This window comes from Salinisphaera aquimarina (assembly GCF_042643355.1).
In the GTDB taxonomy this organism is placed as follows: Bacteria; Pseudomonadota; Gammaproteobacteria; order Nevskiales; family Salinisphaeraceae; genus Salinisphaera; species Salinisphaera aquimarina.
In genome coordinates, this window is record NZ_JBHRSS010000010.1 from 244,806 (window position 1) to 267,957 (window position 23,152).

At 66.3% G+C, this 23,152-nt stretch carries 15 protein-coding genes; 7 read left to right on the plus strand and 8 right to left on the minus strand.

Annotated elements, in window-relative coordinates; genetic code table 11:
* Positions 1-172 precede the first annotated feature (172 nt).
* Both ACFOSU_RS20495 and ACFOSU_RS20500 read left to right on the plus strand, forming a co-directional pair.
* Complete coding sequence (locus tag ACFOSU_RS20495; protein WP_380691887.1) at positions 173-3,598, plus strand: response regulator; 3,426 nt, start codon at positions 173-175, stop codon at positions 3,596-3,598.
* 53 nt (positions 3,599-3,651) lie between these two features.
* Positions 3,652-4,563 (plus strand): response regulator, encoded by a 912-nt coding sequence (locus ACFOSU_RS20500; RefSeq protein WP_380691987.1) that lies wholly within the window; start codon positions 3,652-3,654, stop codon positions 4,561-4,563.
* Positions 4,564-4,579: 16 nt separating this feature from the next.
* On the opposite strand, the gene ACFOSU_RS20505 is transcribed toward ACFOSU_RS20500, so the two are convergent.
* On the minus strand, positions 4,580-5,053 hold the full coding sequence (locus ACFOSU_RS20505; protein WP_380691888.1) for a hypothetical protein: 474 nt from the start codon (positions 5,051-5,053) through the stop codon (positions 4,580-4,582).
* Positions 5,050-5,409, minus strand: a complete 360-nt coding sequence (locus ACFOSU_RS20510) for a DUF4870 family protein (RefSeq protein ID WP_380691889.1) — start codon at positions 5,407-5,409, stop codon at positions 5,050-5,052. The genes ACFOSU_RS20505 and ACFOSU_RS20510 overlap by 4 nt, the downstream gene beginning before the upstream one ends.
* Positions 5,410-5,505: 96 nt before the next feature.
* On the opposite strand from ACFOSU_RS20510, the gene maiA reads away from it, so the two are divergent.
* Entirely contained in the window at positions 5,506-6,159 is a 654-nt protein-coding gene (maiA, locus tag ACFOSU_RS20515) for a maleylacetoacetate isomerase (RefSeq protein WP_380691891.1), read from the plus strand.
* Positions 6,160-6,275: 116 nt separating this feature from the next.
* Complete coding sequence (locus ACFOSU_RS20520) at positions 6,276-11,126, plus strand: NAD-glutamate dehydrogenase (protein WP_380691893.1); 4,851 nt, start codon at positions 6,276-6,278, stop codon at positions 11,124-11,126.
* Between the two features lie 7 nt (positions 11,127-11,133).
* Here ACFOSU_RS20520 and ACFOSU_RS20525 read toward each other — a convergent pair whose 3' ends face one another.
* Positions 11,134-12,144, minus strand: coding sequence for an AraC family transcriptional regulator (locus tag ACFOSU_RS20525; protein ID WP_380691894.1), 1,011 nt, complete (start codon positions 12,142-12,144; stop codon positions 11,134-11,136).
* A gap of 114 nt (positions 12,145-12,258) precedes the next feature.
* Between ACFOSU_RS20525 and ACFOSU_RS20530 the strand changes: the two genes are divergently transcribed.
* The 3 genes from ACFOSU_RS20530 (at position 12,259) to ACFOSU_RS20540 (ending at position 17,156) form a co-directional block, all read left to right on the plus strand.
* Positions 12,259-13,848 carry an FAD-binding oxidoreductase gene (locus tag ACFOSU_RS20530; protein WP_380691895.1) on the plus strand — a complete coding sequence of 530 codons (1,590 nt, stop codon included), beginning with the start codon at positions 12,259-12,261 and terminating at the stop codon, positions 13,846-13,848.
* Positions 13,849-14,025: 177 nt separating this feature from the next.
* On the plus strand, positions 14,026-15,576 hold the full coding sequence (locus ACFOSU_RS20535) for a glycerol-3-phosphate dehydrogenase/oxidase (RefSeq protein WP_380691896.1): 1,551 nt from the start codon (positions 14,026-14,028) through the stop codon (positions 15,574-15,576).
* Positions 15,576-17,156 (plus strand): FGGY-family carbohydrate kinase, encoded by a 1,581-nt coding sequence (locus ACFOSU_RS20540; RefSeq protein WP_380691897.1) that lies wholly within the window; start codon positions 15,576-15,578, stop codon positions 17,154-17,156. The genes ACFOSU_RS20535 and ACFOSU_RS20540 overlap by 1 nt, the downstream gene beginning before the upstream one ends.
* Here the strand turns inward: ACFOSU_RS20540 and ACFOSU_RS20545 are convergent.
* The 5 genes from ACFOSU_RS20545 to ACFOSU_RS20565 are packed head-to-tail and all read right to left on the minus strand — an operon-like array spanning position 17,100 to position 23,103.
* Entirely contained in the window at positions 17,100-18,578 is a 1,479-nt protein-coding gene (locus tag ACFOSU_RS20545) for a hypothetical protein (RefSeq protein WP_380691898.1), read from the minus strand. The two genes, ACFOSU_RS20540 and ACFOSU_RS20545, sit on opposite strands and share 57 nt — an antisense overlap.
* A complete protein-coding gene (locus tag ACFOSU_RS20550; protein WP_380691899.1) occupies positions 18,575-19,312 on the minus strand; it encodes an SDR family oxidoreductase in 738 nt (245 codons plus the stop codon). Before ACFOSU_RS20550 ends, ACFOSU_RS20545 begins: the two co-directional genes overlap by 4 nt.
* A complete protein-coding gene (locus ACFOSU_RS20555; RefSeq protein WP_380691900.1) occupies positions 19,309-20,640 on the minus strand; it encodes an FAD-binding oxidoreductase in 1,332 nt (443 codons plus the stop codon). The genes ACFOSU_RS20550 and ACFOSU_RS20555 overlap by 4 nt, the downstream gene beginning before the upstream one ends.
* A gap of 10 nt (positions 20,641-20,650) precedes the next feature.
* The gene (locus ACFOSU_RS20560) at positions 20,651-22,114 is read right to left on the minus strand and encodes a UbiA family prenyltransferase (RefSeq protein WP_380691901.1); all 1,464 of its coding nucleotides are present in this window, start codon (positions 22,112-22,114) and stop codon (positions 20,651-20,653) included.
* On the minus strand, positions 22,111-23,103 hold the full coding sequence (locus ACFOSU_RS20565) for a lysylphosphatidylglycerol synthase transmembrane domain-containing protein (RefSeq protein WP_380691902.1): 993 nt from the start codon (positions 23,101-23,103) through the stop codon (positions 22,111-22,113). Before ACFOSU_RS20565 ends, ACFOSU_RS20560 begins: the two co-directional genes overlap by 4 nt.
* Positions 23,104-23,152 lie beyond the last annotated feature (49 nt).

Sequence of the window (23,152 nt, forward strand, 5' to 3'; positions counted from 1 at the left end):
TGCCGGCGTCCCCTTGCGATCTAGACTGGCGCAGGCTCGGGAGCGGTCATATACGCCGATCAACGCACCTGCCTACGTCATTCGACGTATGCCCTGGCCCGGTTCCTGCAAGGGACTGCCCTTACCATCGGAGGGCACCACGCCCTGTCCATTGCTCCAGTCCAAGGCAGCCATGAGCTCGTCGCCCCAACGCATCATCAAGATCCGTCGTGCCTACAACCGCTGGGTGGGCGATGAAACGCTCGAGGACTACGCGCTGCGCTTCACCGCGCGTTCTTTTCGCAAATGGTCGGAGCTGCGCATCGCCAATACCGCCCTCGGCGGGATCTCGTTTCTGGCGCTGGAGGCGATCGGCGCGGTGCTGATGGTCAATTACGGATTCACCAACGCGGCCTGGGCAATCGTTGCGGTATTCAGTGCGATCTTCGCCGTCGGTCTGCCGATCAGCTACACGGCGGCGCGCTACGGCGTGGATATCGATCTGCTCACGCGCGGGGCCGGTTTCGGCTATCTGGGCTCGACGATCACGTCACTGATCTATGCCAGCTTCACGTTCCTGTTCTTTGCCCTGGAAGCGGCGATCATGGGCCAGGCGATCTCGATGTATTTCGGGGTGGCGCTGCCGGTGGCCTATCTGGTGAGCGCGCTGGCGATCATTCCGCTGGTGACCTTCGGCATCACCGCCATCAACCGGTTGCAGTGGCTGACCCAGCCGCTCTGGCTGGGCCTGCTGGTGCTGCCCTACCTCTGTGTGTGGTGGCAGCGACCCGAGACCTATCGTGATTTCACCACCTTCGTGGGCCTGCACGGAGACGGGGCGTTCAACTGGATTTCTTTTGGCGCGGCCTGTGGTGTGGTGCTGGCGCTGGTCGGGCAGATCGGGGAGCAGGTGGACTATCTGCGTTTCCTGCCCGAGAAGACGCGTGAGAACCGCCTGCGCTGGTGGGTCGCCCTGATCGCGGCCGGGCCGGGCTGGGTGTTTCTCGGGGCGTTGAAGATGTTCGGGGGCACGCTGCTGGCTTTCCTGGCGTTACAGCATCAGCTGCCCTATGCGCGCGCGACCGAGCCTACTCATATGTACCAGGTGGCGTTCGGCTATGTGTTCGCTTCGCCCGGTCTGGCGCTCGCGATCACGGTGCTGTTCGTGGTCGTCTCGCAGGTCAAGATCAACGTCACCAACGCCTATGCCGGTTCACTGGCCTGGTCGAACTTCTTTGCGCGGGTCACACGCAGCCATCCGGGGCGGGTGGTCTGGCTGGTATTCAACGTGCTGATTGCGCTGATTCTGCTGGAAGTGGGGGTGTTTTCGGCCATCGACAGCGTGCTCGGCCTGTACGCCAACGTGGCCGCCGCGTGGATTGGCGCGCTGGCCGGCGATCTGCTGATCAACAAGCCGCTGGGGCTGTCGCCCAAGGGCATCGAGTTCAAGCGCGCCCACCTCTACGATATCAATCCGGTCGGTATCGGCTCGTTGCTGCTGGCCGGCACCGGGTCGATGCTGGCCTATTGCGGTATCTTCGGCGAAGGCGTGCGCGCCGCATCCGCGCCCATCGCCCTGTTCGGCGCGTTCGCGGCCGCGCCGACGATCGCCTGGCTGACCGGCGGGCGTTTCTATCTGGCCCGCACGCCGGCCAGCCGTGCCGACATTGCACCGGGCGGGGCCAAGGTGGCCCGCTGTGTGCTCTGCAACAATCGGTTCGAGCCGGAAGACATGGCGATGTGTCCGGCCTATGCCGGCACGATCTGCTCGCTGTGCTGCAGTCTCGACATGCGCTGCGGGGATCTGTGCCGGCCCCAGGGTCGCGTGACGGTGCAGGCCAGTGCGGTGATCCGTCGGGTCCTACCGCCGTCGCTGTTGCCGCATCTGTATACGCGCCTGGCGCGCTATACGGTGGTGCTGGGCATTCTCGTGCTGGTGCTGGCCGGCGCCCTGGTCGCCGTCTACGCACAGGTAGCACCGATGGTCGCCGCCGCCGACACGCGGTTGCTGCTGGATACTTTCCTGCGCACCTTCCTGCTCATGCTGGCGCTGGCGGGGGTGCTCGCCTGGTGGCTGGTGCTCACCCGTGAATCGCGGCAGGTCGCGGAGCAGGAAACCTCGCGCCAGACCCAGTTGCTGATGCGCGAGATATCCGCGCACAAGCAGACCGATGCCAAACTCCAGCGCGCGACCACCGAGGCCGAAGCCGCCAATCGGGCCAAGAGCCGGTATATCTCCGGGCTCAGCCACGAACTGCGCACGCCGCTCAACAATGTGCTCGGCTACACCCAGCTACTGCTGGGTAACCCGGCCACCCTGCCGGAACAGCGCGACAAGCTGGCCACCATCCAGCGCAGCGGCGAGCATCTGCTGGCGCTGGTCGACGGCCTGCTCGATATCGCCCGCATCGAGGCCGGCAAGCTCAGCCTCAACTATAGCGATATCGACGTCGACGCGATGCTCGATCAGCTCGACGCCATGTTCGCGCCGCAAGCCCATGCCAAGGGTCTGGATTTCCAGATCGAGCGCATCGGTCGTATTCCCGCGGCGGTCAAGGCCGACGCCCAACGGGTACGACAGATCCTCATCAACCTGCTGGGCAATGCCATTCGCTTCACGCGCACCGGAACGGTGCGTCTGCGCCTGAGCTATGCCTGGGAAATCGCGACCTTCGAGATACTCGACACCGGCCCCGGCATCGGGGCCGATCAGGTCGAACAGATCTGGCTGCCTTTCGAGCGCTTCGATACCCGCGCCGACGGCGCCAACCCGGGAACGGGGCTGGGGCTGACGATCTGCCAGCTGCTGACCCAGCTGATGGGTGGCGAACTGTCGGTGGTGCCCAATAAACCGGCGGGCTCGCATTTCACGCTGCGGTTGTTCCTGGCCCAGCGCAAGCAGGCCGCGACTCTGGCTACCGACCGGGAACCGATCGTGGGCTACGAGGGCGCGCGCCGGCAGATCCTGATCGTCGACGATCTACCCGATCAGCGCCGTATTCTGCGCGAAACACTCGCACCGCTGGGTTTCGGGATCCACGAATGCACGGACGGGGTGCAGGCACTGCACTGGCTGGGCACGCAGACGACCGACCTGATCATCATGGATGTCGCCATGCCGGGACTGGACGGCTTCGAGACGGCACGGCTGATCCGCGACCGCGGCCTGAGCCTGGCGCCGATAATGGTGATTTCGGCCAATGCCTATGCCGACGACGTGGCCCGCAGTCGCGAAGCCGGCTGCGATGCGTTTCTGCCCAAGCCCGTCGATATGAGCCGTCTGCGCGACAAGCTGGCAGCGTTATTGCATCTGCAGTGGTGCCGGGCGTCATCGTCGGGTCAGGGACCGGCCGCTGTGGCGTCGACGCGGCACAGCGAGTCGGTGCCGGCCGTTGGATCGCTTCCCGCCGCGGTCACCGCACGCCTCGTGGCGGCAGTGGATACGGGCCATATGGCGGGGGTGATCGTGGTCATCGACGAACTGGAGCAGGCGTATCCGCAACTGGCGTCGAAGCTGGAGGTGCTACGCCGGGCGGCGCGCCGCTACGAGTTGAACCGACTGCAGGGCCTGCTCGGTGACGCGGCGGGCACGGATTCGACCATGGGGACACAGACATGAATAGCGTAATGATGGCCGCCGACAGCAGCGACAGTCGAGCTCGGCTGCCGCCGATGACGCCGGTCGTCGACGACGAAGAGATTCGTGGCGTGATCCTGGTGGTCGACGACCAGCCCGAGGCGCTGGCCTATATCTGCGAGGTGCTGGGCGACGACGGCTATACCGTGATCGCGGCCCTCGACGGTGCCAGCGCGCTCGAGCGGGCGCGTCTGATCACGCCGGATCTGGTGCTGCTGGACGCGCGCATGCCCGAGATGGACGGCTTCGAGGTCTGTCTGCGCATGAGCGCCGACCGCGCCCTGGCGGATATTCCGGTGATCTTCATGACCGGTCTCACCGAAAGCGAGCATATCGTGCACGGCTTTCGCGTCGGCGGTTCCGACTACGTCACCAAGCCGGTCAAGCCGGACGAAGTACGGGTGCGCGTTCAGGCGCATCTCAAACGCGCCCGTGCCCAGCGTCAGGCCGACATGGTGGTCAACGCCGGCGGGCGCGCAGCGCTGATCGCCGGTACCGACGGCCGGGTGCGCTGGCACAGTTCACGCGCCGGCTATTATCTGCAGCGCTATCTGGATACCGATGCCGCCGGCCTGCTGCCCGTGCCGCTCAGGCGCTGGCTGGGGCAGTGCGATTCGCCGTCGCGCCCCTACGAGTGCACCGACGGCCAGGCGCGGCTGTCGGTGCGCATCGCCGGGCCGGCCGGCGCGGACGGCTGGATACTGACGTTGGCCGAAGTCGACGACGATGCTTCGCTGCACGATTTCGTCGAGCGCTTCGGGCTTACGCCGCGCCAGGCCGAGGTGCTGCTCTGGGTCTCGCGTGGCAAGACCAACCGCGATATCGCCGAAATTCTCGACATGAGCCCGCGCACGGTCAACAAGCATCTCGAGCATATCTTTCCCAAGCTGGGCGTGGAGACACGCGCGGCGGCTGCGAATATCGCCCTGCAGGCGATCGCCGGTTAGCCCGGTCGCGTGCCGCTCAGGCCGGCCGGCGGTCGGTCCAGCGCAGCCAGCGGCGGATCACGCGGACGCTGATCCACAGCGTGGCCAGCAGCCAGCCGGCGCTGGTGACGAATACCGCGAACATCAGCTGGCCGATACCCAGCTGCGGCCAGGCGGCGGCCAGCGTCTCCGCCGGATGGGGCGCATAGGCCAGCGTGTTGAGTACGGTCATCGCGCTGTTGTAGAGCGTTGGCAACACCAACAGGGGCGCGATCAGCACGAGCAGAAGCACCACGCACGACAGCGCGTGATGGCGGGCCAGCCAGCGGTGATGCGAGTGTGCGATCGGGTTGTGGCCGCCCGCGGCGAACCAGTGCAGCAGCGCGAACACCAGCATCAGGGGCATCAGCAGCACACCCACGCCGATCCAGAGCGCGGCGGCGGTGGCGCCCGCCACCAGATAGCCGACGGTGATGCCGGGCGCAACGACACGGGCGGCGACTGTACTCAAGAGGTCGGCCCGGGCATGGGGCGGCGCTCCGCGTAGGCGAGCGCGCCGCGGATCACGCGGTAGAGACACCATATCCAGAGCACGGCAAAACCGATCAGACCGATGACGACCGTGGCCAGCACGGTGCAGACCAGCGACCACAGCAGGCCGAACCAGAACGTACGCATGAGCCAGCGATGGTGGGTGAACGCCACGCCGTCGCGGCAGTCGCGCAGTTTGACGTGGTTGATGATCACCCCGGCGACCGCCGTGATCGCGGTGAAGAATCCAAGCCCGTAGAGCACGTAGGTCACGAGCAGCACGTTGCGCTCGACTTCGTCTCGGGTCACGGGCGTGTGGTCGGGTTCGTATGCCATGGCTGTATCGCGTCGCAAGGGAATGGTGGGCCGGGAACAGGGGCCGTGGTTTGCTAGACTCGCCAGCTATCGGGTTGTTCAACCGGCCAGGAATTCATGCTTCAGCTTTTCACCCACCATCGCAGCGTTTCCGCGCATCGCGTGCGGATCGCCCTCAACTACAAGGGCGTCTCCTACAAGTCGATCTTCACCGACATGGATCACGCCCGGGGTGATCGGCTGAGCTATCTCAACGTCAACCCGCAGGGGCTGATTCCCGCCCTGTGGGCAGAAGACGATCTGGTCATTTCGCAATCGTCCGCCATTCTAGAATATCTGGAAGAACGCTATCCTGAACGGCCGCTGCTGCACGGCGATATCGCCGAACGCGCGCGTATCCGTTCGTTCGCGCAGATCGCGATTGCGGACACCCACCCATTGAACAACCTGCGCGTGCTGCGCTATCTGCGCGACAGCATGAACGTCGCCTATGAGCAGCGCCGGGAATGGTTCGAGCACTGGATCCGCAAGGCTTTCGGGCCGATGGAATCGATTCTGGCCGAGCATGCGCGCGAGCACGACGACTACAGCTACTGCTTCACCCAAAAGCCGAGTCTGGCGGACGTGTGTCTGGTACCGCAGGTGTCGATGGCGGCGCGCTACGACGTCGATCTGAGCGCTTATCCGACCATCCGTCGGGTCTATCGCGCCTGCATGACCCTCGCCGCTTTTCAGGCCGCCGATCCGGACACCCAGCCGGATACGCGCTGACGCGAGCGCGATCGCCGGCGCCGTTTTCGCGACCGGCGCGTTCCTGCTGCTTGTTCTTGTCATCGACCCGGCGCTAGTGTGGCTGCTAGGCCAACCGCTGAATACAAGGGCAGGCAATGAACAAGACAGTCACGATCGTTGCAGATGTGAGGGCCCGGGCCGCCGCCTACGACGGTGAAGACAAGGCCCTGCTACTGGACTTCGTCGATGCCTGCTTCGACGGCGTGCTCGACGGCGCACTGGCGGCGCGTTCGCCGGCGGCTCTGTTCGCCGCTGTCTGCGACGAGTTCGAGCTGATTCGCGAGCCGCGCACGCGCGGCCATGCCCGGGCCACGGTGCAGCCGCTGGATGGCAGCGAAGGCCGTTGCGACATGGCGCTGATCTCCATCGCCGACGACATGCCGTTTCTGGTGGATACGGTAGGCATGGCGGTGCGCGACACCGGCGCGCAGATCGACTGGATGATGCACCCGGTGGTGCGCGTGAGCCGCGACGGCGACGGCCGCGTCAAGGCGATCCGAAGCGCCTCGGAAACCACCGACCACGGCGACGAGGAATCGCTGATCCGGCTGGAATTCGCCGCCGCCGCCGGCACCGACGGCGAGGCGTTGATTGCGCGGGTCGAATCCAATCTGCAGGATCTGGCGCGGGTGGTCTCCGACTGGCAGCCGATGCGGCGCCAACTCCAGCGCGTGGTCTCCGATCTGGATACGGTGCCTACCGGTGTGTCGGCCGATGAATGTGCCGAGACACAGGCATTTCTGCGCTGGCTCGCCGACGATCATTTCACCCTGCTGGGCTATCGCTGTCGTCAGGTCACCGAAGGTGAAGACGGCGAAGAGATCATGGTCGACAGCCCCGGTACCAGCCTGGGCCTGCTGCGCGAGGATCGGCCGGATATCGACCCCGACGGTTATGTCGCGCCCGCCGCGTCGATGGACAAGTACACCCAGTCGTCGCGCGTGCTGGTGGTGACCAAGGCCAACATGAAAGCCTGGATTCATCACGCCGAGACCATGGATGTGATTGCGATCAAGCGCCTGGACGATATCGGCAACGTGATCGGCGCGCATCGCTTCCTCGGCCTGTTCTCGGGCGAAGCCTATGCCATGAGTCCGCGCCAGATTCCGTTGCTGCGCCAGAAGGTGCGCGACGTGATGTCGCGCTCGGCGCTGCGGCCGCGTTCGCACACGGCCAAGAGCCTGCGCTATATCCTGGAAACCTTTCCCCGCGACGAACTGTTCCAGTCCTCCGAGGACGAACTCTATACCGTGGTCATGGGCGTGCTCGGCATGCGCGAAACGGAGCGCCTGCGCCTGTTCCTGCGCCGCGATCGCTACGATCGCTTCTATTCCTGCCTGGTCTACATGCCACGCGAGCGCTACACCCTCGAGCTGCGTGACCAGATTCAGGGTGAACTCGAGCGCCGGCTCGATGGCCGCACGCATGAGTTCGACGCCCAGTTCCTGCGCAGCGATCTGGTGCGGGTGTACTACCAAATCGTGGTGGAAGCCAGCAGTGAACTGACCCGGGATACGGCAACCCTCGAAGCGGAGCTGATCGCCGCGACCCGCGCCTGGCCGGACCGCTTTGCCAAGGCCGCGGATGCCGCGGGCACGCTCATGCCGGCCTATGCGCGAGCTTTCGATATCGGCTATCGCGAACGCTTCGACGGCGCCGAGGCGGTGGCCGATGCGCAGCTGCTGGCTACGCTCGAGGATGACGCGCCGCCGGTACTGCGCGTGATCGGTGTGGTCGGCGACAACGTACGCCTCAAACTCTACGGCAGCGGCGCCGAGATGCCGCTGTCGACGGTGCTGCCGATTCTCGAGAATTTCGGTCTGTCGGTGCACACCCAGTGGCCCTACGAGATTCAGCGCGGCGGTCATGCGCCGCAATGGATTCATGAATTCGAGGCCGAGCATCCCCAGGCGGCCGTGCTGGACGCCTCGGCTAGCGCCAGCCCCGGCCAGGATGTCGCGGTGGCCGAGGCCATCGCCGAGGCGTTTGCCGATATCGTGAGCGCGCGCGCCGAGGATGACAGCCTCAACCGGCTGATCATCACGGCCGGGTTTTCGCCGCGCCAGGTGGTGCTGGTACGCACGATCACCCGTTATCTGGTGCAGACGGACCTGCCGTATTCGCCGGCCTATGTCGAAGCCCAGCTCACCGCGCACGCCGATCTGGTCGCGCAGCTGGTGGCGCTGTTCGAGCGCCGTTTCAACCCGGCCAACGCCAATGCCGACGGCGCCGGAGTCGAGGACATGAGCCTGCAGGGCGATATCGACGCCGCTCTCGACGCGGTGGCGAGTCTGGACGCCGACCGGATCCTGCGTGCGTTCCACGGTGTGGTGACCGCGGCCTTGCGAACCAATTATTTTCAGCACGTTACGCAGGCCGCGGACACGGCCGACGACACGCCGCGTTTCAAGTCCTATGTGAGCATCAAGCTCGACCCCACCCGTATGCCGGAGTTGCCGCGGCCGCTGCCCATGTTCGAGGCGTTCGTCTACGCGCCCGAGGTCGAGGGCGTGCATCTCAGGGGCGGTCGCGTGGCCCGCGGCGGCCTGCGCTGGTCCGACCGGCGCGAGGATTTCCGTACCGAAGTGCTGGGCCTGATGAAAGCGCAGATGGTCAAGAACGCGGTCATCGTGCCGGTCGGAGCGAAGGGCGGCTTCGTGGTCAAGAACGCGCCTGCCGACGAATCCCGCGAGGCGCGCCAGGCGCGTGGCATTGCCTGCTACAAGACCTTCATCCGCGGTCTGCTGGATATCACCGACAACCGTGTCGGCGAGACCATCGAACATCCGCCGGAGGTGGTTCGTTTCGACGAGGACGATCCGTATCTGGTGGTCGCCGCCGACAAGGGCACGGCGACGTTCTCGGATATCGCCAACGGTATTTCCCAGGAATACGGGTTCTGGCTCGATGATGCCTTCGCCTCCGGCGGCTCGGCCGGCTATGACCACAAGATCATGGGGATCACCGCGCGTGGTGCCTGGGAAGGCGTCAAGCGGCATTTCCGCGAGATCGGCCGCGATATCCAGAGCGAGCCGTTCACGGTGGTCGGCATCGGCGACATGGCAGGCGATGTGTTCGGCAACGGTATGCTGCTATCCGAGCATATTCAGCTGCTCGCGGCCTTCAATCACATGCATATCTTCATCGATCCGAACCCGGACCCAGCGGTGAGCTTTGCCGAGCGCAAGCGCCTGTTCGAGCTGCCGCGCTCGTCCTGGACCGACTACGACGAGTCGCTGATCTCGGCGGGTGGCGGCCTCTACGAGCGCAGCGCCAAGATCATCGACCTTTCGGACGCCGCGCGTGCCGCACTCGGTATCGAGGCACGCCGGCTGGCACCGGCGGCGCTCATCCACCAGATCCTGCGGGCGCCCGTCGATCTGCTTTGGAACGGCGGGATCGGTACCTACGTCAAGGCACGCGCCGAATCGCATGCCCAGGTCGGCGATCGCGCCAACGACGGCCTGCGCGTGGACGGGCGCGATCTGCGTTGCAAGGTGGTCGGCGAAGGCGGCAACCTGGGTCTGACCCAGGCCGGGCGCGTCGAATACGCGCTTGCCGGGGGGCGTATCAATACCGATGCCATCGACAACTCCGGCGGTGTCGACTCGTCCGATCTCGAGGTCAACATCAAGATAGCGCTGGGCACGGTCGAGGTCGCCGGTGCGCTCACGCGCGAGGACCGCAACGCGCTGCTTGAACAGATGACGCCCGAGGTCATCGAACTGGTGCTGGCGACCAACTATCTTCAGACCCAGCAGATCAGCCTGATGGAAAGCGATGCCGTGGCACGCCTGGAGGAACAGGTCAGCTTCATCCGTTCGCTGGAGCGCGATGGCTGGCTGGACCGGCGGCTGGAGCGCCTGCCCGACGACGAAGCTGTGGAGGAGCGCCTGCGCAGCCGGCAGGGCCTGACGCGTCCGGAACTGGCGGTGCTGATCTCGTACATGAAGATCGCACTGGCCGACTCGGTGCTCACGGGCACACTGCCGGACGACCCCTATCTGGAAGGAGTGCTGGAAGCCGGTTTCCCGTCGGCGCTGTCCGCGCGCTTCCCGGACGCGGTGGCCGGACACCGACTCAAGCGCGAACTGATCACCACGCTGTTGACCAATCAGATGGTCGACCGGCTCGGCATCACCACCGCGCATCGCTTGCCCGCCGGTTTCGGCGCGCGTATGGACGCCGCCGTGCGTGCCTATGTGCTGGCCGATACATGGCTCGGCGGCGAAGCATTGTTCAGCGAGATCGACGCGCTCGACAACGTCATTTCGAGCGAGGCGCAGTACGATCTGCACAAGATCGTCACCGCGCTGTTGAAACATGCGATGAGCTGGCTGCTGGGCACGCCGACGATCGACGGCGATCTGGCCACTCTGGTCGCGCGTTATCAGGATTCGGCGCGCCGTCTGCTGGCGGAATTACCGAGCTATCTTGCCGGCGCCTACGCCGAGCGCTGGCAGGCCGAGAAGCAGCGTTGGGTCGCGGCCGGCCTCGACGAGACGCTGGCCGATCGGATCGCCTGTGCCGACGCGGGCGGCGGCATCATGGACATCGTGTGTCTCGCCGAGGCCCACGATCGCGACGTGTTCGAGGTTGCAGGTATCTACTTCGCGCTCGGCACGGAACTGGGCGTGGTCTGGCTGCAGGACGCCATCCACGGCCTGCCTGCGGACGGTCGCTGGGCGGCACTGGCGCGGGCCAGCCTGCGCGGTGACAGCTACCGTATCCATGAACAGATCGTGGCCCAGGTGCTCGACGTGCCTGGCGACGATCCATTGGCCGAATGGCGCGCTGCGCACGAACGTACGCTCGCCTTTATCGGCGCGCGCATGGACGAGTTGCGCGGTATCGAACAACCCGGTCACGAGCATCTGACCGTGGCGGTGCGCGACATGTCGCGGCTGGCCACGGCCCGGCCGACGACCCTGGGCGGCGCGGCCTGACGCGGTTTCAGCCGCAACCATCCGGCCGGCCCAGCCGATGCCGCCAGGCCATGGGCGTGCAGCCGTGCCAGCGCCGGAAGGCGCGCTGAAACGCACTCTGCTCGGAAAAACCGAGCCGTATGCTTACCGCGCCGATCGACAGGGCGGGGTCGGCCAGATACCGCGTGGCCAGCGCGCGCCGGACCCGATCCAGGCATTGACGGAAATTCGTGCCGCCGGCCTGCAGACGATGCTGGAGCGTGCGTTCGCTCAGATCGAGCGCCGCCGCGGCGCGGGCGAGATCGGCGCTGCCATGGGCCAGCCGACCGGCGAGCCAGCGCTCGAGCGCGTGCACGACATCCTGCGCGGCCTCGCTCTGCTCGTGTCGAGCCACCCGGGCTTCGAGCGTAGCGGCCAGTTCGGCGTCCGGCGCCCGCAGCGGCTGGTCGAGCAGGTCGGCATCGAATTGCAACGTGCTGGTGGCCCGGGAGAAGTCGACCGGGCATTTGAATAACGCTCCATAGATCGCCGGATCACCCTGGGCACGATGGGCAAACGTCACCCGCAGCGGCGCATGCGCCTGCCCGCTCGCCCAGCGGGCGAAACAGACCCATGCAGCAAAGGCCTCCTCGACGAGCGCGGGCATGGCCACATCGCTGCGCCATATCAGTTCGACATGCTTTGGCCGCTGCACCAACTCGCCGTGGCCGACCGAGTTCACCAGATGCGCGAAACGCGCCTGTACCGCCAATGCTTCGCCCAGATTGGCGCCGTGGCCGAGTAGCAGGCCCAGCGTCCCCCAGCGCTGCGGTCGTGCCGCCATGCCGAACTCCAGTCCCAGCAACGGGTTCTGGCTGGCCTCGATGCCGGCGCGCAACAGGGCGATATAACGGCTTGCGTCGGCGCGCCGCTCGGGATAGGCCAGAGCGGCCATGGCCACGCCGGCGTCATGCGCCAGCCGGCTACGGTCGAGTCCTTGCGCGCCCAGGTAATCGAGCAGCGCGCGCAGCATGGAGTGGGCGACGGTGGCATGGGGCATGGCAGCGGCTATTGCGCCCGGTGTTGCGCGTCAAGTCAATTTTTGTGACCCGAGCATCGTTTAGCCTCGCTCGAAGAACAGACGGCCGGCTCGCGGGAGCCAAGAGGACGAACGATGCGGCGATGGAACGGCTGGGGCGACGACACGATCGACAAGGCGCTGCCCGCGGCGGCGCGCGCGTTTCTGGAAAGCCGTCTCGGCCGCGGCGACACGCCGATCGATGCCAGCCTCGACAGCGCCTGTGCCCAAGTGCCCGCGTCGCGCCTGAACGCCGAGCCGGGTTGGGATGTAAGCGCCGAGGCGCGCCTGCGCCATGCCCATGGTCAGAGCTTTGCCGACTGGGCCGCGGTGCGCCACGGCGATGTCGGTCCGTTCCCCGATGCGGTGGCCACACCGGCCACCCACGCCGATACGCGTGCCGTGCTCGACCGGGCGCGCGCGCTCGGGGCGGTAGTCATTCCCTACGGCGGTGGCACCAGCGTGGTCGGGCATCTCAAGGTCATCGACGACGGCCGTCCGGTGGTCTGCGTGGACATGAGCCACAACGCGCGGTTGCTCGATCTCAACCCCAGAGATCGTATCGCCCGGATCGGCGCCGGCGCCCCCGGCCCGGTACTGGAGGCACAACTGCGCGCGCACGGTTTCGTGCTCGGCCATTATCCGCAGTCGTTCGACTACTCGACCCTGGGCGGCTGGATCGTGACCCGTTCGGCCGGCCAGCAGTCGCGCCGCTACGGGCGGATCGAGGACCTGCTGCACGGCGCGCGGCTGGCCTGTGCCGGCAGCGATTTCGACGTCGGCGGCCAGGTCGCCTCATCCGCCGGCCCGGATCTGCGCCAGCTCGTGCTCGGTTCGGAAGGGCGCCTGGGCATCGTCACCGAAGCCGACATGCATGTGTGCCCGGTGGCGGATCACGAGGCGTTTCATACCCTGTTCTTCGCCGACTGGGACGCGGCACTCGCGGCGGCCCGCTCGATCACCCACGCCGGGGTGGCGGTATCGATGCTGCGCGTATCCAACGCCGAGGAAACCGATACCCAGCTGCGCATCGCCGGCCACGAATCCGCGATCGCCTGGCTCAGATCCTATCTGGGCTGGCGCCGGCTCGGCGATCGGCCCTGCATGATGATGCTGGGCGTGACCGGTGATCGGGCACTTGCCCGGCGCATCCGGCGGGATGCCCTGGGCATCGCCCGCGCCGCCGGCGGCGTGCATATCGGCACCCGCATGGGCGCGATCTGGGCGAAGAATCGGTTCGCCGGCGCCTATCTTCGTAACAGCCTGTGGGACGCCGGTTTCGCCGTCGATACCATGGAGACGGCCGTGCCCTGGTCGCGCACCACGGCCGCGATGAGCGCCATGCAACAGGCGGCCCATGCCGCCCTCAACCGATACGACGAGCGCGCGCTCGCGTTCGCGCATCTGTCGCATGTCTACGCCGCCGGCAGCAGCCTCTACATGACCGTGATCTGGCGCCGCGGCGGCGATTACGCGACCGATATCGAACGCTGGCGCAGTCTCAAGGCCGCGGTGAGCCAGGCGATCGTGGGCGCGGGTGCGACCATCAGTCACCAGCACGGCGTGGGCGTCGATCACGCGCCGTATCTGGCTCCCGAGAAGAGCGAAACCGGTATCGACCTGATTCGCGCCGCGCTTGCCGAGCTCGACCCCGACGGCATGATGAACCCGCACAAGTTATGTTGAATCGTGGTTTCTTCCACCGCAAAGGCAGGTCTCACGCCAAGCCGCAAAGACGCAAAGGGTTAAGAACGAATGCCTTTTTCCTTTTCTTCGCGTCTTTGCGCCTTTGCGTGAGTCGTTCTTCCGGGGCCCGGCTCGTACCGACAGACAGGATGACTGGCGAGCGATTAAAGGACGGCTATGTGGACTGAAGGCTGGCGATCGCGTTTCCGTGCGGCGGCCGAAACCGGTTTCGACCTGCTTATCATCGGCGGCGGCATCACCGGTGCGGGCATCGCGCTGGAAGGTGCGCGTACCGGTCTGCGCGTGGCGCTCATCGAACAGAACGATTTTGCCTCGGGCACCTCGAGCTGGTCGTCCAAGCTGGTGCACGGCGGCCTGCGCTATCTGGCCAGCGGCGACTGGCGTCTGACCCGCGAATCGGTCCAGGAACGCCAGCGCCTGATGCACGACGTGCCGGGCCTGGTCGCGCCGCTGGATTTCATGCTGCCGGCCTATGCCGGTGACAAACCGGGACGCTTGGCTTTGCGCGCCGCGCTCGCCGCCTACGATCTGATGGCCGGTCAGTGGGTTTCGCGCTATCTGAACCGGGCGGGTTTCGCCGAGCACATGCCCTATCTACGCACCGAGGCGCTCAAGGGCGGTTTCGTCTATCGCGATGCGCTCACCGATGACGTGCGTCTGACCCTGCGCGTGCTGGCAGAGGCGGCCAGTTATGGCGCGCAGGCCGCCAACTATGTACGCGCCACAGAACTGATCATCGACAACGACCGCGTCGCCGGCGCGCAGGTTGTCGATCGAGTCAGCGGCGCCTCGTTCAGCATCCGTGCCGGCTGTGTGGTCAACGCCACCGGCCCGTGGAGCGACCGTCTGCGTGCCGGCGTGAACGGCGCGCCCCAGCTGCGCCCGCTGCGCGGTTCGCATTTCGTATTCCCGTTTCATGTCCTGCCGGTGGCGCGCGCGATCACGCTATTTCATCCCGACGACCGGCGGCCGTTGTTCGCGATTCCCTGGCAGGGGGCGACGGTGCTCGGCACCACCGATCTCGACCACGAGTCGTCGATAGACGAGGTGCCGCGCATGAGCGCGGCGGAATCGGACTATCTGATCGCCGCCGCCCGGCATTATTTCCCGGCGCTGGATCTGCGCGCCCACAAGGCTGTATCGAGTTATGCGGGCGTGCGTCCGGTGCTGCGCGGCGAGCCGGGGGCGAGCGCGTCGCAGGAATCGCGCGAGTCGGCAATCATCGTGGAACGGGGGCTGATCAGCGTGATGGGCGGCAAGCTCACCACTTTCCGGGTCACGGCCCACGAGGCGCTGACGCAGGTCGGCACGGCCCTGGGTCGCGGTCTGCGGCTGAGCCGCAAGGACCCGATCATCCAGCATCGCGTGACCGCGACCGGTGCCGCCGGCGAGCGCGCGCATCGCTACGGACCGGCCTATGCCGCGATGGCGCCAATGCCCGGCGACGACCGGCGTCTGGGAGCGAGCGATTACATCATCGCCGAACTGCGCTTTGCGCTTCTGCACGAGGCGGTCGAGCATCTGGACGATCTGCTGCTGCGGCGCACACGTATCGGCCTGCTGCTCACCGACGGCGGTGTCGACGTGCTCGACCTGATCCGGCCGATGTGCACCGGCCTGCTCGGCTGGGACGACGAGCGTTGGCAGACCGAGGTGGTGCGCTACCGCGACCATTGGCGTGCCGTGCACGCGCCGGTCCGATCGTGATGGCCGAAGCCGATCGCATCCTGGCCATCGACGTGGGCACCCAGAGCGTGCGTGCACTCGTTTTTGATCGTGCGGGCACGCTGTCCGCACGCGCGCAGATCGCTATCGATCCGCCGTATGTGTCGCCCGAACCGGGTTTCGCTGAGCAGGACCCGGACCTGTTCTGGCAGGCGATCACTCGTGCCTCTCAGACGCTGTGGCGCGATCATCCGGGCCTGGAACGACGCATTGCCGGCCTGGCCCTGACCACGCAGCGTGCGACCACCGTATTTCTGGACGCCCGGGATGAGCCGATCATGCCGGCCGTGTCCTGGCTCGACCAGCGGCGCGCCGACCGCGTGCCGCGATTACCGCTTGCGCTGCGCCTGCTCGCGCCGCTGGTGGGCGCGGCGCCGGTGATCGCGCAGCTCCAGCGCGCGGCGCCGGCCAACTGGCTGGCCGCTCATGCGCCGAATCAGCATGCGCATATTGCGCACGCCGTGCTGTTGTCGGGCTATCTCACCCAGCGTCTGACCGGGCGCTGGGCCGACAGCGTGAGCGCTCAGGTCGGCTATATCCCTTTCGACTACAAGCATCGGCGCTGGGCAAGGGCGGGCGACTGGAAATGGAACGCACTGTCGCTCGCGCCCGCGCAGATGCCGCAACTGGTGGAGCCGGGCGCGCCGATCGGGCCGCTTACCGAGCCCGCGGCGGCATCACTCGGCCTGCCCGCGGGGCTCACGCTGTTTGCCGCCGGAGCGGACAAGGCCTGCGAAGTGCTCGGCGCGGGCGCGACCGGGCCCGAGACTGCCTGCGTGTCGCTGGGGACCACCGCCACCATCAACACCTGTCGCCAGCAGTATCGTGAAATCACCCGGTTCGTGCCGGCGTATCCGGCGGCCATGCCCGATGCCTTTACCGACGAGATCCAGATCTATCGTGGCTTCTGGCTGGTGTCCTGGTTCAAGCGGGAATTCGCCGCCGATACGCGCCGTGCGGCAGCGGATCAGAATCGGCCGGCGGAGGCCTTGCTGGACGAGGCGATCGCGCCGATCGCCGCCGGCAGCGATGGCTTGATGGTGATGCCGACCTGGGCGCCCGGCGTACGCGAGCCCGGCCCGGAGGCGCGCGGGGCCATCGTCGGTTTCACCGAAGTCCACACCCGTGCCCATGTGTACCGGGCAATCCTCGAAGGACTGGCATTCGGCCTGCGCGAAGGGCGCGAGCGGATCGAAAAACGCAGCGGCACGCCGATCACCCGGCTGCGGGTGGCCGGCGGTGGGTCGCAGTCCGATCAGGCCATGCAGATTCTGGCGGACATGTTCGACCTGCCCGCCGAACGCAGCCATACCTTCGAGGCCAGCGGCCTGGGCGCGGCCATCAATGCCGCGGTAGGTCTCGGCTGGCACGCCGATCATCGCGCCGCAGCCGCGGCCATGGTGCACGCCGGTGCGCGTTTCGAGCCGAGGCCCGCGGTAGTTGCTTGCTATGCCGTGCTCTACCGCGACGTCTACACGCGCCTCTACGCCGATCTGAAACCGACGCTACGGCGATTGGCGCGGGTGTTGGCCACGGGTCAGACGTCCGGCCCGGATCGCTGACAGCAGCCGCTGGGCGATCACCGCCAGCAGCGTGGCGATGAACGGATTCACCGAAAACCGGAAGCGCTGATTCTCGTCGACCTCGAAAGCGTTGCCGATGACGCTGACATACATGATGTTCAGCCACAGAAAGATCAGCGTCGCCTCGACCGCGCTCACGCGCCGGCGCAGCAGACAGCGGATACCGATGAACAGGCCGAACAGCACTGCCAGGGTGTAGCCGGCCGCGATCAGCCAGCCGATCTGGCCTTTTTCCAGATCGAAGCCGGGTTTTTCCGGATACATGGGCTGCATCGCGAGTAGCGTCGAGAACGCCCGGCTCCAGGGTTCGATCTCGGCTCGGTTGTCGCGCAGGAACGGGTAATCGCTGGCCGGGCGCAGGAACATCAGCCAGGCCGTTTTCATCGAGCCGAGATAGACCTCGGGATGGGTCTTGATCGAGGTCAGGGCGTCGTCGAGCGCCTGCTGAGATACCTGTGCATAGGCGAGATGGTTGTAGTTGACGTGGCCCGTGGACCGGCGTTTCTGATCGAGTACGGCGATGCCGGTGGCCGGCGTGGCATCGAAGATGCCGGCATAGACGTCCGGCGGGCTGAAGGGAAAGTCGATCATGGCCATGTCCGACAGCTCGCCCGCGTCCACCATGCGCTGGCGCTCATCGTGATCGATGGCCAGCGTGGTCAGCTTGGACAGGCTCATGCCCATCCAGTCGGAGGTCGCGAAATGCCCGGTCACCATCACGTTCTTGCCATAGAGTGCGAACACGATCAGCAGTGGCACCAACGCGGCGGCCAGCACCTGGCGGCGGTGGCCCGGCATCACCAGCACACAGAATCCGGCCAGTACCACGAACCATTGCCACTGGAACATCGAACGCACGTAGATCAGCACCGCCATGGCCGCGAACAGCGCGAACGCCCGGCCGAAGGTGACCTGTTGCACGCAGCGCTGGAACAGCCAGGCGATCAGGCCGAGCAGTACAAGAATCGGCAGCGTGTAGTAGGGAATGGCCTCATAGAGCACCAGCGCGGGGGTGAGCATGAACACGACCGCGACCAGGAAGCTCAGGACCCGGTTGACCGCCAGTCGGCGCATGACCCCATACAGCAGCAGCACGCTGGCCAGGGCCATGGCGCTGTAGAGCGTGCGAAAGATGAGCGCGAGCACAACGTCGTTGTCGCTGATCTTGAGCACCGCGCCGAGCATCAGGTTGTACAGCGGCGGCTGGCCGGGCATGTAGAACACGCTCTCGAGCAGATTGTGGCGCAGCAACACCGGGTCGAGAATCTGCCAGGACGTATTCAGCGGCCGCAGGTCGAAGCGCACGCCCACCAGCCAGAAGGCCAGCCGCGATACTAGGTAAAGGCCGGTCAGCCAGGCCAGCGGATGAAAGCGCGGATACGGACGGTCGATCGGCTTCACAGACTGCTGCGATGAAAGATGGCGCGTGGCACGCAGCTGATGACCGTCATGATCAGCCGCCAGAAGCCGGGTGTGTAGAGTATCGCGCGGCGCTTGCCGATCGCCTTGTGGATATCGGCGGCGACCTTCTCGGGCTGCGCGAACAGCGGCCCCTTGTCGAACTCCGCCGTCATCGGCGTATCGACCATGCCCGGACGGATGGTGAGCACCTGCACGTTCGCCTTGAACAGGCGATGCCGCAGACCGTCGAGAAACGCGTTGAGCCCGGCCTTGGCGCTGCCGTAGACATAGTTGCTGGCCCGGCCGCGATCGCCGGCCACCGACGAGATCGCGGCGATGAGCCCGTGGCCCTGGCGTTCGAAGCGATTGGCCACATCGGTGATCAGCGCGATCGCGCTCACCGCATTGGTCTGCCATGCGGCCACCGCGGCCGCGGGATCGGCCTGACAGGCCGCCTGATCGGGCAGCGTGCCGTAGGCCACCAGCAGCGTATCCAGCCCGCCCAGCGCGGCCTCGGCGGCGTCGATCATGGCCGCGTGCGCGCCTAGGTCGTCGGCGTCCATGACGTGGGTGCCGACCTTGGCGGCGCCGCGCACGCTCAGGTCGTCGGCGATCGCGGTCAGCCGTTCGGCCTTGCGGCCGACCAGAAACAGCGCGTCGCCGTCGGCGGCGAACAGGCGTGCGGTATGTTCGGCGATGGTCGACGTGGCGCCGACGATGAGGATCTTTTTCATGCGTTGTGCTCTGAATCGTGGCCGGTGACGCGGCGCCAGAAATCCGACGAAAAACCGGGGTCGATATAGGCGCTGAATTCGCGCCATGCCGGGAAGTAGCGATCGAAGGCGGCCGCGCTCATGCGCGCGTCCTTGGCCGGATAGACCGCGCCGCCCGCGGCCATGACCACGGCGTCGAGTTCGTCCAGCAGCCGGAACGTGTCCGGGCCGCGATTGGGGAAATCCAGGGCAAGGGTCGCGCCGGGGCGCGGAAACGACAGCAGCCCGGGTGAGGCGATATCCCCGAACATTTTGAGTACCGACAGAAACGAGCCGGCGTTGGCGGCCGCTATCCGGTCCAGCAGCTCGGCGATGGACGCTTTCGCATCGGCCAGCGGCACCACGCACTGATACTGCAGAAAGCCGTCCGGGCCGTAGGCACGGTTCCAGTGGGCGATGCCGTCGAGTGGATAGAAGAACGGCTGGTAGTGCTGCGTGTCCCGGCTCTGGCTGCGCAGTTTACGGTGATAGTAGAGCGTATTCAGCGGTTTGAGCGTGGCCCGGTTGATCAGCGATACGGGAGCCACGAACGGAAAGGTCGGGCCGTCGCGGCGGCCGGGGTCGGGGCGCTGGCCGAGCGCGGGCTTGTGGTTGGCGCGCATGAACCAGCCGCGACCCAGCCGATTGCCGCGGGCGGTGCAGTCCACCCAGGCGACCGTGTACTCGTAGTCGGTGTCGGAGTCCGCGGACAGCTCGAGAAAAGCGTCGAGATGAGCAAAGCGCAGCGTATCCACATCCATGAACGCGCCCTGGATACGACGCAGCGCAATCTTCGCGCGCGTGACCAAGCCGGTGAGTCCGAGTCCGCCGATGGTGGCCGCAAACCATTCGGGGTTGGCACGCGGTGTACAGCGCAGGTGTTCGCCGTCGCTGCGGTGCAGCTCCAGTTCCAGCACGTGCCGGCCGAAGGTGCCGGCGACATGATGATTCTTGCCGTGTACGTCGTTGGCGATGGCGCCGCCGACGCTCACGAACTGGGTGCCGGGGGTGACCGGCAAAAACCAGCCCTGGGGCACGGCCAGTGCCAGGATATCGGCGAGCAGCACCCCGGCTTCGCATTCGAGGACCCCGGTGGCGGGGTCGAAGGCGATGAACCGATCCTGGGCGCGCATGTCGATGAGCGCGCCGCCGTTGTTCAGGCAGCTGTCGCCGTAGCTGCGCCCGTTGCCGTAGGCCAGCCGTGTGTGGCCGTCACCGGGCGGCAGTGCACCGTGGGCGCCAGGGCGCTGGACTTCGGCCGGCGTGCTCGCCGGAAAACGACCCCAGGAGGCGTAGTCGCTTGAGCTCATACGGGCCGGTTCACAAGGCCAGGAACATGATCAGCGCGCCCAGCAGCACACAGACGCGGCTGCCGGTATCGCGTGCGGCGAACACGATCGGGTCGTCGTGCATCTGCCCGCGCAGCGTGGTCAGCCAGATCCGGCTGATCCAGTAGAGCACCACCGGACAGAGCAGCCAGATACGTGCCGGATGCGAATAATGGTCGGTGATGTCCGGACTGTTGATATACAGCGCCAGCACGACAACGCTGGTATAGCCGGCCGCGGTGCCGAGGCTGCGCAGCGGGGGCAGATCGGAGGCCACATAGCCGCGCCCGAGCGGCGCGTCGCCACTGTGTTCCTTCATCACCAGCAGTTCGGTGCAGCGCTTGGCCATCGCCAGGCTCAGGAAAATCGACATCGACAGCGCCAGCAGCCAGAACGACAGCTCGATACCGGTGGCGGCACCGCCGGCGATGATGCGCAACGTATACAGGCCCGCCAGCGTGAGCACGTCCAGCAGCGCCAGCTGCTTGAGCCCGAGCGAATAGGCCAGCGTGAGTACGTAATAGGTGGCCAGCACCAGCCAGAACAGCGGCGGCAGGAACAGGGCGATCACGAACGCCGCCAGGATCAGAACCGGGATGGCCAGTGCGCCGTGCAGGATCGGCAGCCGCCCGGAAGCGAACGGACGCTCGCGCTTGCGCGGATGCTGACGATCGTCGCCCAGATCCACCAGATCGTTGAGCAGATAGACGCTGGAAGCGAGCAGGCTGTAGGCGATGAAGGCGAGCAGCGCCATCGCCACGGTGCCGACGTCGGCCAGCTCGTGCGCGGCGAGCAGCGGCACGAAGATCAGCCCGTTCTTGGCCCACTGATAGATGCGCAGCGCGCGCGCCCAGGTGCGCCAGTCCGCATGTTCGCGCTCGAAGGTATCGCCGAGATTGCTCTCGTCGCGCATATGCGCGGTGAGCTTTGCATCCGCGTTGACCAGCACCGCCTTGCGGGCGTGGCGCCAGATGACACGGTCGACGTCGTCATCGGCTGCGTAGTCGAAGGCGCCGCCGTCGAGATGTGCGCGCAGGGCGTCCAGCTTGGTCTGACCGGACAGATTGGTGCGTGCGTCGCTGGCCAGCACGGCGTCGAACAGGCCCAGATGCTCGGCGACCTGATGGGCGTATTTCTCGTTCGATGCGGTGGCCAGAATCAGCGTGCGGCCGTTGGCCTTTTCGGCGCGCAGAAAAGTGATCAGCGCCTCGTTGTAGGGCAGATCGGCGATGCCCAGGTCGGCGCGGCGGGCGAGTTCGGCCTTGAGCGTCGCCTTGCCGCTGCGCAGCCAGTTCGGCAGCTTGACCAGGCTATGGGGCGACCGATGCGCCACCATGAAAGCGGACTCGATCAACAGATCGCTGTTCACCAATGTACCGTCGAGATCGACGACCAGCGGCACCGGATCGGTCTCGTCCACTGCCGGATCGGCTACCGTATTCACCTGCATGTTCATCGACTCGTCCTGTCCAGCGTCTGTGGGGGATCCGTTGCTGCGGCGGCGGCCATGGATGGGTTGCGGCGGCGCCCGATTTCCAGTGCGCTCAGTGAGAACAGCCCGAGCACGACCGCAAACCACAGCGTCGCGATACGCGCGATCAGGGTGATGGCTATGGCCGTGCTGGTGTCGGCACCGGAGAGTTTGAGTAGCACGACCATCACCGCCTCGGTGCTGCCCAGGCCGCCGGGAATGAACGACAGCGCGCCGACCAGCATGCTCACCGCGTAAATGCCGATCGCGGTTTCCGGGCCGATGCTCACGCCGAGCGCGTGAGCGACCACGAACAGCGATATGCCCTCCGCCGCCCAGGCCACCAGGCCGATCGCCAGCCCGGCGTACAGCGGCCGATTGGCAAGCAGCGCAAACGCCTGATCCCAGGCTGCCGCGATGTTATGCAGCAATGTCTGGATGCGCGTGTCGGGGCTCGCGTAACGCGCCTGCATGGATTCGAGCAGGCGCCGCTGACGGATCGCCATGAGCAGCGCGGCCAGGCCGAGCAGGGGCGCGATCACCCACCACACGTAGCCGGAAAACGCGATCAGCACCAGCATGGAGAGCAGGGCGATCGCGAGCAGATCGAGAAAGCGTTCGGCGAAGAACGCCGCCAGGCTGTGCGCATACGACACGCCCAGGCGCGCCAGATAGACCGAGCGCAGTCCCTCGCCGGCTTTGCCGGGCGTGGTCGTCAGGGCGAAACCGGCGATATAGATCAGCGCGTGCCGGGCCGGCGCCAGCCGATGGCCCAGCCAGCGCATATAGCCGTGCCAGCGCACAAAACGCAGCGCGTAGTTGAACAGCGACAGCGCCAGGATGATGAGCCACCAGACCACGTCGAGCTTGCGCATCGCGGCGAAGGTGCGCCCGCTGTCGATGCCCGCCACCAGGGTGACGTAGAGTAGCGCAGCCAGACACAGCGAAAATACGATCGTTCTTGGGCGGGGCAACGCAGCGCCTCTGTCAGTAACGATGCCACGGCGCATGCCGCGTGCAAAT

Excerpts from the sequence above, each read along its gene's own strand:
- ACFOSU_RS20495 (WP_380691887.1), top strand. The coding sequence starts at position 173 with ATGAGCTCGTCGCCCCAACGCATCATCAAGATCCGTCGTGCCTACAAC.
- ACFOSU_RS20500 (WP_380691987.1), top strand. The coding sequence starts at position 3,652 with ATGACGCCGGTCGTCGACGACGAAGAGATTCGTGGCGTGATCCTGGTG.
- ACFOSU_RS20510 (WP_380691889.1), bottom strand. The coding sequence starts at position 5,409 with ATGGCATACGAACCCGACCACACGCCCGTGACCCGAGACGAAGTCGAG.
- maiA (WP_380691891.1), top strand. The coding sequence starts at position 5,506 with ATGCTTCAGCTTTTCACCCACCATCGCAGCGTTTCCGCGCATCGCGTG.
- ACFOSU_RS20520 (WP_380691893.1), top strand. The coding sequence starts at position 6,276 with ATGAACAAGACAGTCACGATCGTTGCAGATGTGAGGGCCCGGGCCGCC.
- ACFOSU_RS20525 (WP_380691894.1), bottom strand. The coding sequence starts at position 12,144 with ATGCCCCATGCCACCGTCGCCCACTCCATGCTGCGCGCGCTGCTCGAT.
- ACFOSU_RS20530 (WP_380691895.1), top strand. The coding sequence starts at position 12,259 with ATGCGGCGATGGAACGGCTGGGGCGACGACACGATCGACAAGGCGCTG.
- ACFOSU_RS20535 (WP_380691896.1), top strand. The coding sequence starts at position 14,026 with ATGTGGACTGAAGGCTGGCGATCGCGTTTCCGTGCGGCGGCCGAAACC.
- ACFOSU_RS20540 (WP_380691897.1), top strand. The coding sequence starts at position 15,576 with ATGGCCGAAGCCGATCGCATCCTGGCCATCGACGTGGGCACCCAGAGC.
- ACFOSU_RS20550 (WP_380691899.1), bottom strand. The coding sequence starts at position 19,312 with ATGAAAAAGATCCTCATCGTCGGCGCCACGTCGACCATCGCCGAACAT.
- ACFOSU_RS20555 (WP_380691900.1), bottom strand. The coding sequence starts at position 20,640 with ATGAGCTCAAGCGACTACGCCTCCTGGGGTCGTTTTCCGGCGAGCACG.
- ACFOSU_RS20560 (WP_380691901.1), bottom strand. The coding sequence starts at position 22,114 with ATGAACATGCAGGTGAATACGGTAGCCGATCCGGCAGTGGACGAGACC.